The organism is Mycobacterium florentinum (assembly GCF_010730355.1).
GTDB classification, from domain to species: Bacteria; Actinomycetota; Actinomycetes; order Mycobacteriales; family Mycobacteriaceae; genus Mycobacterium; species Mycobacterium florentinum.
Map to the genome: position 1 here is coordinate 3,539,549 of NZ_AP022576.1, position 14,879 is coordinate 3,554,427.

The following is a 14,879-nucleotide window of genomic DNA, read 5'->3' on the forward strand; positions in this document are numbered from 1 at the left end:
ACTGAGCCCGCCGTGACCGCACACTCAAAGCTGCTGCCGCACAACAAAAGCTGCGAGTCAACACCATTGATATAGCTCAGGCGGTCCTGCGAAAGCGCACGATGTCGTGCCATCGATTGCCGGTCGATAGGACGAATTCGAAGTTCTCGGACTCGACGAGATCGCGCAATTCCTGAACACTCATCCGGTCCGGATCGGGAAACGCCTCGGCGAAGACCAGGTATCCACCCGGCTTGAGCACCCGGCCCAGCGAACGGATGCACGCCGACTTGTCGGGCACCTCGCCGATCACCGCCGCCAGGAACGCGACATCGAAAGTGTTTTCGGGGTAAGGAAATCCGTCGCTCGCCTCGCCCGTTGTGAAGCCGACATCGTGGAATCCGGCCAGCTCGAGTTGGCGCCGGGCCTTGTCCAGCATCTCGGGCTGCAGGTCGAACAGGTCGAGTCGGCCGTAAGTGAGCCGGCGGGCGATCTGCACGCTGTAGAAGCCCGGACCGGGCCCGACTTCCAGCACGTGCTCGGAACCGGTGAGGCCGATGCCGTCGACCTTGCGCGCCGGGTTGGACAGCGCCCGGCGGACCGGGTTGTTCAGCAAGAACGCCGCCTGATGCGGATAGGGGGCGGCGCCTTTGTGGCGCCTCTTGTGGAGCAGGGCATCCATCCAGGTCGTCGACATCGAGTCTCCTAACTTGTCCGTTCAAGTTAGGGTACCCTAAGTAAATGCCCCTGCGCTAGGCCTGCTCCAGAACCTCGCGGGCCGGCATGGTGCGGCCGACTTCCACCGCACCGTGGATCTCGACCGTTCCGCCGGTCGCGTGATGTTGCTGCTGCCAGTCGTTAATCGCTTGGTGCGCAGCATGATCCAAGTAGCTCACCATTAGATGGACGGTGACCGTGGTGCGCTGCGGGATGGACGCCAGCACGCGGGTCAGCCTGGGCAGCGCGAGAAACGTGCACGCCCCCTCGACGACGACCCGCCACTCGTCACCCACCGGCGCGGCCTCGATCTTGGTGCGGATCACCCGCCAGGCGGTCAGCACGATGGCAAGGGCGAGTCCGATCATCACGCCGTGCAGCAGATTGAGGAACACGACCGCGACGATGGTCACCAGGTAGACGGTCAAATCGCGTGTCTTCATCGCGGTTTCAATGTGTGCCGGCTGTAGCAGCTCTATTCCGATGACAATGAGCAGACCGGCCAGGGCCGCGGTCGGGATCTGCTCCACCAATTCCGAAAACGGGATCGCGAACAGCAGGATCCAAAACCCGTGCATGATCGTCGAGGCGCGGGTCTTCGCGCCCGCATGGACGTTGGCCGCGCTTCGCACGATGACACCGGCGATGGGAAGCCCACCGATCGCCCCCGACACGATGTTGGAGGCACCCTGCCCGACCAACTCACGGTCGAAATCGGTACGTGGCCCGTGGTGCATCCTGTCGATCGATACCGCCGTCAGCAGGCTCTGCACGCTGGTGATGAGCGTCACCGTAATGATGCCAACGACGACAACGCCCCAATTCCCGTGCGGAATGGCCGGCAGTTGCAGCGCTTGCAACACCGACCCGTCCAGCTCGATCCGGGAGACCCGGAACGGAAAGACCAGCGACACAACGGTCACCACCACAATGGCGACCAGCGGACCGGGAACGGCGGCCACCTTGGCGGGGGCCCATCGCCAGACGATCATGATGCCGATCACGAGCAGTCCCAACAAGACTCCCGGTCGATGGGCGTTGACGATTTGGTGGGGCAGCTCAACGACGTTGCGCCAGGCCGTGCTTTTGGACTCCCCACCCAGCAATACGTGGACCTGCTGAAGTGCGATCGTGATGCCGATCCCCGCCAGCATCGCGTGCACGACGACGGGCGAGATCGCCAGGGCGGCACGGGCAACCCGGCTGAATCCCAGCACAACCTGCATGACACCCGCGGCGACGGTGATGAAACACGTGATTCCCCAGCCGAATTCACCGACCAGATCGGCCACCACGACAGTCAGGCCGGCGGCGGGACCACTCACCTGAAGCGGCGAACCGCCGACGGCTCCGCCCACGATCCCGCCGGCGATCGCGGCGATCAGGCCGGCGAGCACCGGCGCGCCGGAAGCGATTGCGATTCCCAGCGACAGCGGGAGCGCGACCAAGAAGACGACCAGCGACGCGGACAAGTCGTGCCGAAGCACCGGGCGCAGCCGGTCCCTCAGGGACACGGCTCTACGTTCGGCCGTTCGCTCTTCGGGCTGTTCGATGAGTTGCATTGCTCCCTCGTTCGTTGGGTTTGCTTGGTAGACGTTCCGCGTTTCGCCACACCCGCGATAGCTCACGTCGACGTAACATGCTGGTACACAGGCGATTACGTATGCCACCAACTCCGTTGTTCGGATGGGATCGCCTGGCTTCTTTTCCGAACGTATGTGGGCGCGCAGCGCGGGTCAACCGGACAAGCCGTGCGCATACGGAATGCAAATCTTTTTGGTCGCGCCGTTACGAATTCGCAACGCGCCGCAGCAATAAACCTAAGATCGCGCTAAACAGCTTGGCCTGCTGGATATTTCACGTGTATTCGGCTCAGGCGGGGCCGCGGCCGTCGCCGGCCAGCTTCAGCAGAAGTCGTGTTCCGCCCCACGGGCTGGCGTGCAGGGATGCGCTCCCGCCGTGCAATTCTGCCTGTTGGGCGACCAGCGCCAGTCCCAGCCCGGAGCCCGATCGCGATGCGGTCGACCCGCGGGAGAAGCGTTCGAACACGGCGGTGCGTTCGGATTCGGGGACGCCGGTGCCGTTGTCGTCGACCGCGATTTCCACACCTTCACCTGAACTGCTCACGGTGAGTTGAATCTTGGATGCGCCACCGTGTTTGACGGCGTTGGCAATGGCGTTGTCGATGACCAGCCGCAGACCGGTGGGCAACCCGACCATCAAGACGGTGGGCGACGGCACCAGCGAGACCTCCACGTCGGGGTAGACGCGAAGCGCGTCGTGCGCGGCCCGATCCAGAAGTTCGGTGATATCGAACGGCACGAAGTCGTCGACGGTGGTCAGCTGGCCCTGCGCGAGTCGCTCCAGCGCGGTCAGGGTGGCTTCGATGCGGCTCTGGGTGCGGATGACGTCGCCGATGACCTCCTCGCGCTGTTCGGCGGCCAGTTCGAGTGTGGACAGCACCTCGAGGTTGGTGCGCATGGCGGTCAGCGGGGTGCGGAGCTCGTGTGAGGCGACGGCGGCGAAGTCGCGGGCCGATTCGAGTGCCGCCTTCGTGCGTTGCTGCTCGTTGCCGATGCGGGCCAGCATCTGCTCGACCGCTTCGGCGATCTCGACGGCCTCGCGCACGCCGCGGACCTGGACCTCGTCGGGGCTGGACTGGGCATTGATGGCGCGGGCTTGCCGGGCCAGCAGCAGGAAGGGGTTGACCATGATCAACGAGATCACCCAGCCGACCAGGATCGTGCCGGTGATCACGCCCGCGCAGATCAGCAACACCCGCAGGTGCAGTTCGTTGATCCGGTGCTGAGCTTCGGCCAGCGGCGCGGCGAGTGCAATCGACACCGGCCCCGCGTTAAAGGTGCGGACCCGATATTGCACGCCGTTGATGGTGGTGTTCGCGTAGCCGTTGACCAGTTTGGGTAAGACGATGTTGCTGGGCACCGACACCGTCAGTTCCCCAATGCGGGCGGTGCGCACCAGGTCGCCGTCCGGTGAGGGCCGATCCGGGGTGCTTTGGTGGGCGCTGTTGAGGAGCGTGTTGATGTCGCCGAGGCTGCTCACGGAGTCCAGGCGGCGGTCGAGCTGGCTGTATTGATCGTTGGTGACGCCGACCCACACCCATACGCCCAGCGTGACGACCAGGGCGATCACTCCCAATTGCGCAACGATGACGATGGTGCGCAACGACAAGACACGCATCGGCAGTCGAATTTTTCTCAACGCGCGAATGTTCGGCTCCCTCACCTGAGCTATTGCTGCTTCGCGACCATCATGGCCCATTCACCGTTTGGGGATTCGCTCAAGCCGCATTACGCCAAAGACGTGTTGCGATGTGCAACTGAAATGGTTTCCGGTGCAACGACTCTCGATTCACGCCAGCGTCAATTCGCTGGGCAGCCCGGCACTGCACGCGGCCTGCGCAAGGAGTTCGCCGAGCACCGGCCCGAACTTCATCAGGTTGTTGCCGACGAAGCCGACCACCCGGCCCCGGCGCACCACCTTCCAGCCGTCCCCGCCCGCGTCGAGCCACGGAGCGTGCACCGAGAGGCAGTCCACCTGGCCCACCTGCGACAGGGACGGAAAGAGCGCACGCACGCCGGCGGGCTCCGGAATCGGCTGACCGAACGCCCAGCGACCCGTGCTGCCGAGTGGCAGCCCGTAGCCCTGCGGCGCCGACAGACAGGCGGCACCGGTCGCGTCGGCGCCCGCGTAGGTGAAGCGGGTATGCGGGATGAGCTCGACATCGAGCGGGCCTAACAGGTCGGGTGTCTGGGCGCCCACGCACACCAGAACTTGGTCGCCCCGCGTCACGGTGCCGTCCGCCAGACGCACCGAGCCGTCGTCACCGAGCGAGACGACCTGGCCCCGCCGGATCTCTACCCGGGCTGCCAACGCAGTCAGAGCACGGCGAATACGCAGGCTGCCGCCGAGCGGATCGAAGATCCCGGCCTCCCAGGGCGCCGCCACGAAGGGGATCCGGGCCTCGATCTCCTGGCGGTCAAGCCAGGAGAATTCGGCGCCGGCCTCCGTCATCGCGGTTGCGGTCTCCTCGGGTGGAGCCGCGGCGATAAAACCCTCGGAACCGAGCAGCCGCCCCACATCGAGCTCGCTTTCCCAGCGCTGCCAGCCGGCACGAGCCTGGATGGCGAGCCGGCATAACGCCGGGCGCTGATGTGCGATGCGGAAGATGCGCGCAAGGCCCGCGGACAATTCGGCGAACGGCTCGCCGCGTTCGAACACGATCACGGGCTCTCCGCGCCGCGACAACTCATAGGCGGCGGCCAGCCCGCATATTCCCGCGCCAACGATGATGATCACGTAAGTGCCTCCCCCGCAACGGTATTAGCCATCAGCGGACCACTTCGCGGTGCCCGGCGTCCAGTCGTCGGGTCCAGCCGCGCGAGTCGAGATGCTCCAGCAACGGAATCACCACCCGCCGGGTGGTGCCGAGTGCCTGCCGCGCCTGGCTCGTGGTGAACGGCTGGTCGAGCCGGGCCAGCTCCCGCATCGCCAGGGCCGGCGCGGTGGGCAACAGCACCACCCCGTCGCGCAGCCGCAGCACCCGCCCGACACGTTCGGCCGCGGCCAGTTCGCGCCCGGTGAGCTTCAGCGCCGACAGGTCATCGGCCTCCGGCGCGTGAAACGGCTGGGCCCGCAACCGGGCTTCCAACTCGCTGACCGCTGCCTCCGCGCAACCGAGATCGTCGCCGGCACCGGCCACCCGAATGTGGCCGCCGTGCCGTTCGAGACCCGCGTCGCGGGCGACAGCGTCGAGCAGCGATTCGTCAGGCAGGGCCAGCAGGTCGCGCGCTGCCCCGCGAGATAGCCCTTCTGCCAATGGGTCTCGCGTGTGTAGCTCCTCGACCGCGGCCCGCAGCCGCTGCCGCCAGGCGTCGTACGTCGCGTCGTGCACCCACCAGTCGTCGAGCACCCGCACGCCCTCGGGCGGCCCAGTCGCCGAGGCCAGCAGCCCCAGCCGACGGAGATGACTCTCCCGCACCGCACCGCGCCGGGCCACCTCGGCGCCGACGTCGCCGGCCGCGTTCATCGCGCTCAGGGCTGCGGCCCGGCGGGTTCCGTCACCGCGCCGCCGTAACACCGGGGGGTCGGCATCGAGCACCAGGGCGCCGCCCAGCACGCGCTGGCCACCCGGGTCGCGCAGCACCAACCGGTCGCCGAGCACGAGCGGCAGTCGCCGATCGAGCGTGAGCCGGCCATGGTCGTCGTCGAACGGCCGCAGCCGCGCGGGCACGGCCGCGGTGCCGACATGCACGACGAGGTGGGCCGCGGCCTCGGTCAGTGGACCTCCGGACGTGCGGCGGACGTCAAGCGTGCCGGTGCTCGGCCACGCCCCGGGGGTGACCAGCGCATGCCCGCGGCGGACCACATCGCGCGGGACGCCGCGCAGGTTGAGTGCGACCCGGGCCACCGGTCCCAGCGTCGGGTAGGGCTCGCCCCGGCTCTGCAAACCGCGGATCACCACCGACTGCGGCTGGTCCGCGCCGAGCACGTCCAGCCGGTCGCCGCGAGCCACTGTGCCGGCCGCGAGCGTCCCGGTCACGACGGTGCCCGCACCGGTGATCGTGAAGGAACGATCGACCCACAACCGCACCCGGGCGGTGGTTTCGGGGCCGGGCAGTTGCCCGAGGACGCGATCGAGGGTGGCACGCAATTCGGTGAGCCCGGTCCCCGCGACCGCGGACACGATGACCCCGGGCGCATCCCGCAGCCCGGCGCCGGCCAGCTCGTCGCGGGCCTGCGCCAGCACGGCCCCGGCATGGTCCGGCGCCCGGTCGGCGCGGGAGATCACGATCAGACCGTGCCGGATGCCCAGCGCAGCGAGCGCGTCGCGGTGGTCGCTGGACTGCGCCTGCCAGCCCTCGTCCGCGGCGACGACGAAGCAGACCACGGGCGCTGGGCCGAGGCCGGCCAGCGTGTTGGCCAGGAAGCGCTGGTGTCCGGGCACGTCGACGAAGGCCACCTCGCGGCCCGACGGCAGCGTGGTCCAGGCGAAGCCGAGGTCGATCGTCAGGCCGCGGCGCCGCTCCTCCTCCCAGCGGTCGGGCTCCATGCCCGTCAGCGCGCGGATCAGGGTGCTCTTGCCGTGATCGACGTGGCCGGCGGTGGCCACGACATTCGAGACGTGAGTGCTCAGCGGTCCGCCTCGGGCATTGCGGCCAGCGCCGCCCGGACCGCGTCCAGCAGCCGGCCATCGTCGGACTCGGGGATGCAGCGCAGGTCCAGCAGGCAGGAGCCGTCGTGCACCCGGGGCAGCACCGCGGGGTCACCCGCGCGCAGGACGGCCGCCGCGGGCTCCGGAAGCCGAACCGCCCACCCGGGCAACGGGACGCCCGGGGCTCCACCGCCACCGACTCGGCCGTCGTGCGCGACGACGGACGCGCCGACCGCCTCGGCCAGACGTAGCGCCCGCGCCCGCAGTCGTTCGGGGTCGGCGTGCAGGGCCTGGGTCACCGGCGAGGTGCCGGCCCGGACCGTGGCCTCCAGCGCGGCGAGGGTGAGCTTGTCGGCGCGCACCGCGCGCGCCAGCGGATGCCGTGCCAATCGCGAGACCACATCGCCGCGGCCGAGCACGATGCCCGCTTGCGGCCCGCCGAGCAGCTTGTCGCCACTGGCGGTGATCACGTCGGCGCCGTCGGACAGCGTGGTGGCGGCGTCGGGCTCATCGGGCAGCAGTGGGTCCGGCGCAAGCAGCCCGCTGCCAAGGTCGACGACCAACGGCACCCGCTTCTCGGCGGCCAACGAGCGCAGCTCGGGCACCGCGACGGCCGAGGTGAACCCCTCGACGCGGAAATTGCTCTGGTGCACCTTCAGCAGGCATCCGGTCGTCGGCCCGATCGCGTCGGCGTAGTCCTTCAAGTGGGTCCGGTTGGTGGTTCCGACCTCACGCAGGCGGGCGCCGGTGGAGGCGATCAGGTCGGGCAGCCGGAAGCCGGCACCGATCTCGATCAGCTCCCCGCGGCTCACCACGACTTCGCCGCCGGCCGCCAGGGCGGTGGTCGCCAGCACCAGCGCGGCGGCGCCGTTGTTGACCACCAGCGCGTCCTCGGCGGCGGGGCAGGCATCCAGCAGCGCCTGGCGAAGCGCGACCGCGCGCTTCGAGCGGGTGCCGGTGTCGAGGTCGAGTTCCACATCGACGTAGCCGCTCGCCGACACCAGTGCGTCGACCGCGCTGGCGGCCAACGGCGCACGACCCAGATTGGTGTGCACGACGACGCCGGTGGCGTTGAGCACCGGGCGCAATCTCGTGGTCCGGTGCTCGGCCAGCGACGCCACGACCGCGTCCTGCACCTGGTCGGGCGCCAGGTCGCCGCGGCGGGCCCGGTCCTGGATGTCGCGCACCACGGCCCTGACCGCCTGCTCGCCCAGCCGGTTTCGCGCCTCCTGCACCGGCGGAAGCGAAAGCAGTTGATCCGTGCGCGGAATCAGGCGGCGTGGGTCGACCTGTGTCACGTGCCTCCTCGATCCGCGTCTGGCGGAGGCGGACGGGAATCGAACCCGCCAGACCGAGATACTCGATCTCACCGGTTTTGAAGACCGGGGGGACCACCAGGAACCCAAACGCCTCCCTGCACAAACTAGCGTGGTCAGCGCCGATGCCGAATCTGGCGGCTCCCTCCTGCGGCGTTGAGTGTGCGGCCACGGCGTTGGGTGTGCGGCCACGGCGGCCATACCCGGCGTGTCGCAACCCTGGACGCACACCCAAGGCCCAGGCGTCACACACGAAGACACGTGTGACGACGTTGACAGTTGTCGTCGTGCGGCGGGCGGGTTGTGAGCCGGCCCGTTCCTCGTAGGCTCGTGGCATGACCCAGACCCAGACCCGGCTGACCGGCTATGCGCACGGCGGCGGCTGTGCCTGCAAGATCCCGCCCGGTGAGCTGGAAGAAGCGGTCCGCGGCCTGGTCGGACAGAACAGCGACAACGTCCTGGTCGGGCTCGACGACGGCGACGACGCGGCCGCGGTGTTGGTCGGCGACATCGCGGTGCTGTCCACCGCGGATTTCTTCACGCCCGTCGTCGACGACGCCTACGACTGGGGCCGGATCGCCGCGGCCAACGCGCTTTCCGACGTCTACGCGATGGGCGGACGCCCGGTGGTCGCGATCAACCTGGTCGGCTGGCCGCGCGACGTGCTGCCGCTGGAATTGATGACCGAGGTGCTGCGCGGCGGCCTGGCGGTGGCGTCGGAGGCCGGCTGCCCGGTGATCGGGGGCCACTCCATCGACGACCCGGAGCCGAAGTACGGCATGGCGGTGACCGGTGTGGCGGACCCGAATCGGTTGCTGCGCAACGACGCCGCCCAGCCCGGGCTGCCGCTGACCCTCACCAAGCCGCTCGGTGTCGGGCTGCTCAACAATCGGCACAAGCAGACCGGCGAGGTGTTCGCGGAGGCGATCGCGACGATGACCCGGCTCAACCGCGACGCCGCCGAGGCCGCGGTGGCAAACGGTGTGTGCGCGGCCACGGATGTGACCGGCTTCGGGTTGCTCGGCCACCTTTACAAGATGTGCCGGGCCTCAAAGGTGGGCGCGGTCATCGACCGCTGCGCGGTGCCGGTGCTCGACGCGGGACGCGCGGCGCTGCGCGACGGCTTCGTCTCGGGCGGGACTCGCCGCAACCTCGATTGGGTCCGGCCGCATCTGCGTCCCGGCCCCGGCGTGACCGAGGATGAGCTGCTACTGCTCGCCGATGCGCAGACCTCGGGCGGTCTGCTCGTGGTGGGCGAGCTGCCCGGGCACCCGGTGATCGGCCACACCGTCACCGGCGAGGGCATCGAGATTCGCTAGCCGGCTTCAATCGGCGGTGGTGATCGAGTCGTCCGTGATCCCGGCCGCGCGGCGAGCGGCCAGCCGGCGTTTCTGCGGCTCCATCGTGTAGCGAGGATCGCGGGCGGATTCCTTGCCCGCCTCGAAGAAACCGAACCTCAGCATGGCCGACGCCGTCAGCAGCGCCAGGCCGGACAACGCGGCGACGTCGCGGCGGTGCCCACCGAGCAGTGCGCCCAAACCGCCTGCGGCGGCCAGTCTTTCGCTCCATGCCAGCAACCGGCCGGGCGTGCCGTGGTGCAGCGGCTCTCTGGTCACCGGGTCCATCCGGAATTCGGTGAACCGCGCGGAGATCAGGTCACTGACCGCGCCGATGACGGCCAGCTTGCGCGCGGGTGCGGCCTCGGCGACCGGGGTCGTGATCATCGCCAATCCCGACGCGGCCAGGCTCGCCGAGCTGGCGAACACGAACGGCAGGTCGCGATAGGCGGCGTTCCACGTCGGGGTCGCGGTGTCGGTGAGCAGCACCGCGGTGTAGACCGCCAGCGGCGGCGACAGCACCGCCGCCCCGAGTCCCGCGGGTCCCTCCACGGCTCGCAGCACGGGGCGGAACGGGCCCAACGGAATTCGCTCGCCGAGCATTCGGTCGACCTCGGACACCGCGGCGACCCCGATGCCCGCACTGAAGAGGCTCAGAATCCACGAGCCGATGCTCATCGGCGAGGTCAGCTTGACCGTCCGCAGCATGTTGGCAAAACGCTCGGGCCGGCCCAGGTCCTTCACCAGCGCGACCGCACCCAGCGACACCGCGATCAGTGCGGAAATTCTTGTGTTGCGGCGCAACGTTTTTCGGCCGGTGAGCTGAGCGCCCGCCGCCAGCAGGCCGGACCCGCCGGCGACGCCACCCAAGAACAGGTAGGCCGCCACTTCGTGTCCCCATGGCGGGGCCTTGACGACGGGGCGCCCGTAATACGAGGTGAATTCGGCGTCGGGAACCATCGGCATCTCGCGCGAGCCGTCACCACCGCCGCGCCGGCCCGCGCGCTTACCTTTGCGACGCCTGCCGCCCTTGGGCTCCGGCGGACGGAAGCTGTCGAATTCCGAGGTGCTCACCGGCTCCTCCAGAACGCCAGCGCAGCCGCCCCGGCCATGCCGGCCGCGGCCATGCCGGCCCGCTTGAACATCGTCGGCAGGTCGGCCGTGCACACCCGCGGATCGGGCGGCAGTCCGTAGACCTCCGGTTCGTCGAGCAACAGGAAGATCGACCCGGTACCGCCGACGCCGTCATTCTCGTTGGCGCCGTAAAGCCTTGCCTCCGTGCGCCCTTCGGCGTGCAGCTGAGCTACCCGCTGCCGCGCCCGGTCCACCAGATCGTCGTGATTGCCGAACTTGATCGACGTGGTCGGACAGGTTTGGGCGCAGGCCGGCGTCTGGTCCTCGACCAAGCGGTCGTAGCACAGGGTGCACTTCTGGGCGACGCCGGTGACGTATTCGTGGGCCAGCTGATCGGACTGCCGCTCGGATGTCGCGTAGGTGCCGTCGCTACGGCGCTCGACCACACCGAACGGGCATCCCGCCACACAGGTTCCGCAGCCGTTGCACACGTCGTGCTGCACCACCACGGTGCCGAACTCGGTGCGGAACAACGCCCCCGTCGGGCAGACATCGAGACAGCCCGCGTGCGTGCAGTGCTTGCAGACATCGGAGGACATCAGCCAGCGAAACTCCGGGGTGTCCGGCGGCTTGGTGTCGGCATTGTCCTGGGCACCGGGGAAAGCCGGCATTCCCAAACCAATCAACGCCCGCCCGGATTCGCGGGCTTCCTCGATCCGGTCGCGACCCTGCTCGATGAACGCCACGTGGCGCCAGGTGCTCGCCCCCAGCGAACCGGTGTTGTCGTAGGACGACCCCAGCAGTTCGAGGTCGCCGTCGCGCGGGTTCCGATTCCATTCCTTGCATGCCACTTCGCAGGCCTTGCAACCGATGCAGATCGAGGTATCGGTGAAAAAGCCCTTGCGCGGCTTGGCATCTCCCCAACCGGCATCGGCGGCAGGGTCAGTCGGTCCGGTCAGTTGACCCATCGGCTCCCCTTCTGTGTTTCCCGTGCGGCGGGTCGATGACGTCCCAGACGGCCTCGGTCACTCGTACATTGTCCGTCTCGACCGTGGCGCCCGAACGAGACTGGTACTCGGCGACCAGCCGCAGCAGATCCGCGCCCTGCGGCCGGCGGCCCGGCCGGATGTCGCAGGACCCGGCCTTGGACTCCTGGATCTGCACGTTGGGGTCCAGCGTCACGCCCAGCAGGTCGTTGGCCGCATCGCCACTCACCACCGCGTCGCTGCCCACACCCCAGTGGTAGGGCAGTCCGATCTGGTGCACGGTGTGCCCGCCGATGACCAACGGATTCATCCGCTCGGTGACCAGCACCCGCGCCTCGATCGCCGCGCGCGGCGAGATAATAGTGGCCCATCCATAGGGTTCGAGCCCGCGTTCGGCGGCCAGCTCCGGGGAGACCTCGCAGAACATCTCCGGTTGCAACTCGGAGAGGTAGGGCAACCACCGGCTCATGCCGCCGGCGGTGTGGTGCTCGGTCAGCCGGTAAGTGGTGAACACGTACGGGTACACGTCGGCGCCGGGCTCGCCGGCGCTCGGTGCGCTCAGATTGTCCTTGCGCGGGAAGATGATTCGCGACGGGTTCTGCTGCTGCGGATACAGCGCGTTGACGACCGGCGACTCCTGCGGCTCGTAGTGCGTGGGCAACGGCCCATCGACCACACCCCTGGGCGCGAACAGCCAACCCTTGCCATCGGCCTGCATGACGAACGGATCATCGCCGGCCAGCGCGGCCGGGCCGCCGAGCGCGGGGTCGGGTCGGCTGCCCGGCTCTCGGTCGACGGGGAAGTCGGGCACATCGTCGCCGACCCAGCGCCCCTGCTCGGCGTCCCACCAGATGTAACGCTTGCGCTCGCTCCACGGGTTGCCGTCGGGGTCGGCCGACGCGCGGTTGTACAGAATCCGGCGGTCGGCCGGCCACGCCCAGCCCCACTGCGACTGGCTAGGGCCGGTGCCGCCGTGCGGGACGCGGCGAGCGGCCTGGTTGACGCCGTTCGCGTAGACCCCGGCATAGATCCAGCAGCCGGACGCGGTCGAACCGTCGGCGCGCAGCTCGGCGAAGGACGACACCGGCTTGCCGGCATCGGGGCCGGTGAGGTGGTGACCGTTGTACTCGGCCAGCACCGCCTCGCCATCGATGTCGCCGTGCTCGTCGGTCGGGTAATCCCACGTCAGGTCCAGCAACGGGCGGTCGCGCTCGTCGGTCGAACCCGCCAGCCGCGCCCTGATCCGCTTGCCCAGCTCGTAGAAGAACTCGCATTCGCTTTGGCACTGGCCGGGCGGCTCGAGTGCCTTGTGCCGCCATTGGATCAGCCGCTGCGTCTGGGTGAAGGTTCCCGCCTTCTCGACGTGCGTGGCCGCCGGGAAGAAGAACACCTCGGTCTCGATCTTTTCGGTCTCCAGCTCCCCGGACGCGATCTCCGGGCCGTCCTTCCACCAGGTGGCCGACTCGATGAGGTTAAGGTCGCGCACCACAAGCCATTTCAGGTGGGCCATGCCGAGTCGCTGCATGCGGCCGTGGGCGGACCCGACCGCCGGGTTCTGACCCAGCAGGAAGTAGCCCTCCACCTCGTCGTCGAGCATGCCCATTACGGTCTGGTAGGTCCCGTGCGGTCCGGACAGCCGCGGCAGGTAGTCGTAGGCCCAGTCGTTGTCTTCCCGCGCGGCGCCCCCCCACCACGCCTTGAGCAGGCTGACGGTGTAAGCATCGGCGTTGGCCCAGAAGCCCTTCTGCTGCTTGGATCCCACCGCGTCGAGGTAGTCGGCGAGGGTGTCGTGAGTGCCCGCCTTGGGCATCGGCAAGTAACCGGGCAGCAGGTTGAACAGCGTCGGGATGTCGGTGGAGCCCTGGATGCTGGCGTGGCCGCGCAACGCCATGATGCCACTGCCGGGGCGGCCGACGTTGCCCATCAGCAGCTGCAAAATCGTTGCGGTGCGGATGAATTGGGCCCCGAGGGTGTGCTGGGTCCAGCCGACGGCGTAGGCGAAGCAGGTGGTGCGCTCGCGGCCGGAGTTCTCGACGATGGAGCGGGCCAGATAGTCGAAATCGGCGAGGCTGATGCCGCAGACGTCGCGCACCATCTCAGGCGTGTAGCGGGCGTAGTGCCGCTTGAGGATCTGGAAGACCGTCCGCGGGTGTTGCAGCGTTTCGTCGCGCTGCACCCGAGCGTGCGCCAACGGCGCACCGCCGCTGCCCAGTTCGTCACCAACTCCGGACTCGGGTTGGTCATCCGACTGTTCCGCGTACGCCCAGGAGGACGGGTCGTACTGCCCCGTCTCGGGATCGAAGCCGGAGAAGAGGCCACCGAGATCCTCAGCGTCCCTGAAGTTCTCGTTGATCAGCGTGGCCGCATTGGTGTACGCGACGACGTACTCCTTGAACCACAGGTCGTTCGTGATCACGTGATTGATCAGGGCGCCGAGTAGCACCACATCCGAGCCCGCCCTGATCGGGACGTGTTTGTCCGCCACCGCCGAGGTGCGGGTGAAGCGCGGGTCGACGTGGATCAGCCGCGCCCCACGGGCTTTGGCCTCCTCGACCCACTGGAACCCCACCGGATGGCACTCGGCCATGTTGGAGCCTTGGATGATGATGCAATCCGCGTTGGCCATGTCTTGCAGTGATTGGGTGGCGCCGCCGCGCCCGAAGGAGGCTCCCAGACCGGGAACCGTGGCGGAGTGTCAAATGCGAGCTTGGTTCTCGATCTGAATCGCGCCCGCCGCGGTGAAGAGCTTCTTGATCAGATAGTTCTCTTCGTTGTCCAGCGTCGCGCCGCCGAGCGCCGCGATCCCCATGGTGCGGCGTAGCAGGTTGCCCTTCTTGTCGATGTCCTGCCAGGTATTGCGGCGGGACTCGAGGAAGCGATCGGCCACCATGTCGATGGCGGTGTTCAGGTCGAGGCGCTCCCATTCGGTCGCCCGCGGGGCGCGGTAGAGCACCTCGAGCTGGCGGCCCGGCGAGTTGACCAGTTGCTCGCTCGCCGACCCCTTGGGGCACAACCGGCCGCGCGAAATCGGCGAGTCGGGATCGCCTTCGATCTGAACGACCTTCTCGTCCTTGACGAACACCTTTTGGCCGCAGCCGACCGCGCAGTACGGGCACACACTTTGCACGACCCGGTCGGCGGTCGTGGTGCGTGCGGTGATGGCGCGGGTGTGCTTGGAAGTCACCGCCTGCCCGCGACCGAACGCGTCACCCGAACGCAGCTGACGGATCACGGGCCATTCGAGGAGAATCTTCGGCGAGGGCAGCTTCGGAGCCATGGTTCGAAGCCTAGTGTG

General features: G+C 68.5%; 10 protein-coding genes and 1 tRNA gene. 1 reads left to right on the forward strand and 10 read right to left on the reverse strand.

Translation table 11 applies throughout. The features are described from left to right. Positions 1-76: 76 nt before the first annotated feature. From G6N55_RS16785 to G6N55_RS16815, 7 genes are all read right to left on the reverse strand, one after another. Positions 77-661, reverse strand: a complete 585-nt coding sequence (locus G6N55_RS16785) for a class I SAM-dependent methyltransferase (protein ID WP_085222239.1) — start codon at positions 659-661, stop codon at positions 77-79. Between the two features lie 70 nt (positions 662-731). Beyond that, a complete protein-coding gene (locus G6N55_RS16790; RefSeq protein WP_085222238.1) occupies positions 732-2,258 on the reverse strand; it encodes a SulP family inorganic anion transporter in 1,527 nt (508 codons plus the stop codon). Positions 2,259-2,568: 310 nt separating this feature from the next. Next, positions 2,569-3,897, reverse strand: coding sequence for a sensor histidine kinase (locus G6N55_RS16795; RefSeq protein WP_085222237.1), 1,329 nt, complete (start codon positions 3,895-3,897; stop codon positions 2,569-2,571). 171 nt (positions 3,898-4,068) lie between these two features. Next, positions 4,069-5,016: an NAD(P)/FAD-dependent oxidoreductase gene (locus G6N55_RS16800; RefSeq protein ID WP_085222236.1), complete on the reverse strand. Its 948-nt coding sequence runs from the start codon at positions 5,014-5,016 to the stop codon at positions 4,069-4,071. Between the two features lie 31 nt (positions 5,017-5,047). Next, positions 5,048-6,829 (reverse strand): selenocysteine-specific translation elongation factor, encoded by a 1,782-nt coding sequence (gene selB / locus G6N55_RS16805; protein ID WP_139826845.1) that lies wholly within the window; start codon positions 6,827-6,829, stop codon positions 5,048-5,050. Between the two features lie 20 nt (positions 6,830-6,849). After that, complete coding sequence (selA, locus tag G6N55_RS16810) at positions 6,850-8,169, reverse strand: L-seryl-tRNA(Sec) selenium transferase (RefSeq protein WP_085222234.1); 1,320 nt, start codon at positions 8,167-8,169, stop codon at positions 6,850-6,852. Positions 8,170-8,189: 20 nt separating this feature from the next. Beyond that, positions 8,190-8,285 (reverse strand) — tRNA-Sec (locus G6N55_RS16815). Positions 8,286-8,522: 237 nt separating this feature from the next. On the opposite strand from G6N55_RS16815, the gene selD reads away from it, so the two are divergent. Continuing rightward, positions 8,523-9,506, forward strand: coding sequence for a selenide, water dikinase SelD (gene selD / locus G6N55_RS16820; RefSeq protein WP_085222233.1), 984 nt, complete (start codon positions 8,523-8,525; stop codon positions 9,504-9,506). Between the two features lie 6 nt (positions 9,507-9,512). On the opposite strand, the gene nrfD is transcribed toward selD, so the two are convergent. From nrfD to fdh, 3 genes are read right to left on the reverse strand one after another with little or no spacing between them, the layout of a single operon-like run. Then, on the reverse strand, positions 9,513-10,598 hold the full coding sequence (gene nrfD, locus G6N55_RS16825) for an NrfD/PsrC family molybdoenzyme membrane anchor subunit (RefSeq protein ID WP_085222232.1): 1,086 nt from the start codon (positions 10,596-10,598) through the stop codon (positions 9,513-9,515). Further along, positions 10,595-11,566 carry a 4Fe-4S dicluster domain-containing protein gene (locus G6N55_RS16830; protein ID WP_085222966.1) on the reverse strand — a complete coding sequence of 324 codons (972 nt, stop codon included), beginning with the start codon at positions 11,564-11,566 and terminating at the stop codon, positions 10,595-10,597. Before G6N55_RS16830 ends, nrfD begins: the two co-directional genes overlap by 4 nt. Beyond that, positions 11,541-14,861 (reverse strand): formate dehydrogenase, encoded by a 3,321-nt coding sequence (gene fdh, locus G6N55_RS16835; RefSeq protein ID WP_163667359.1) that lies wholly within the window; start codon positions 14,859-14,861, stop codon positions 11,541-11,543. The genes G6N55_RS16830 and fdh overlap by 26 nt, the downstream gene beginning before the upstream one ends. Positions 14,862-14,879 lie beyond the last annotated feature (18 nt).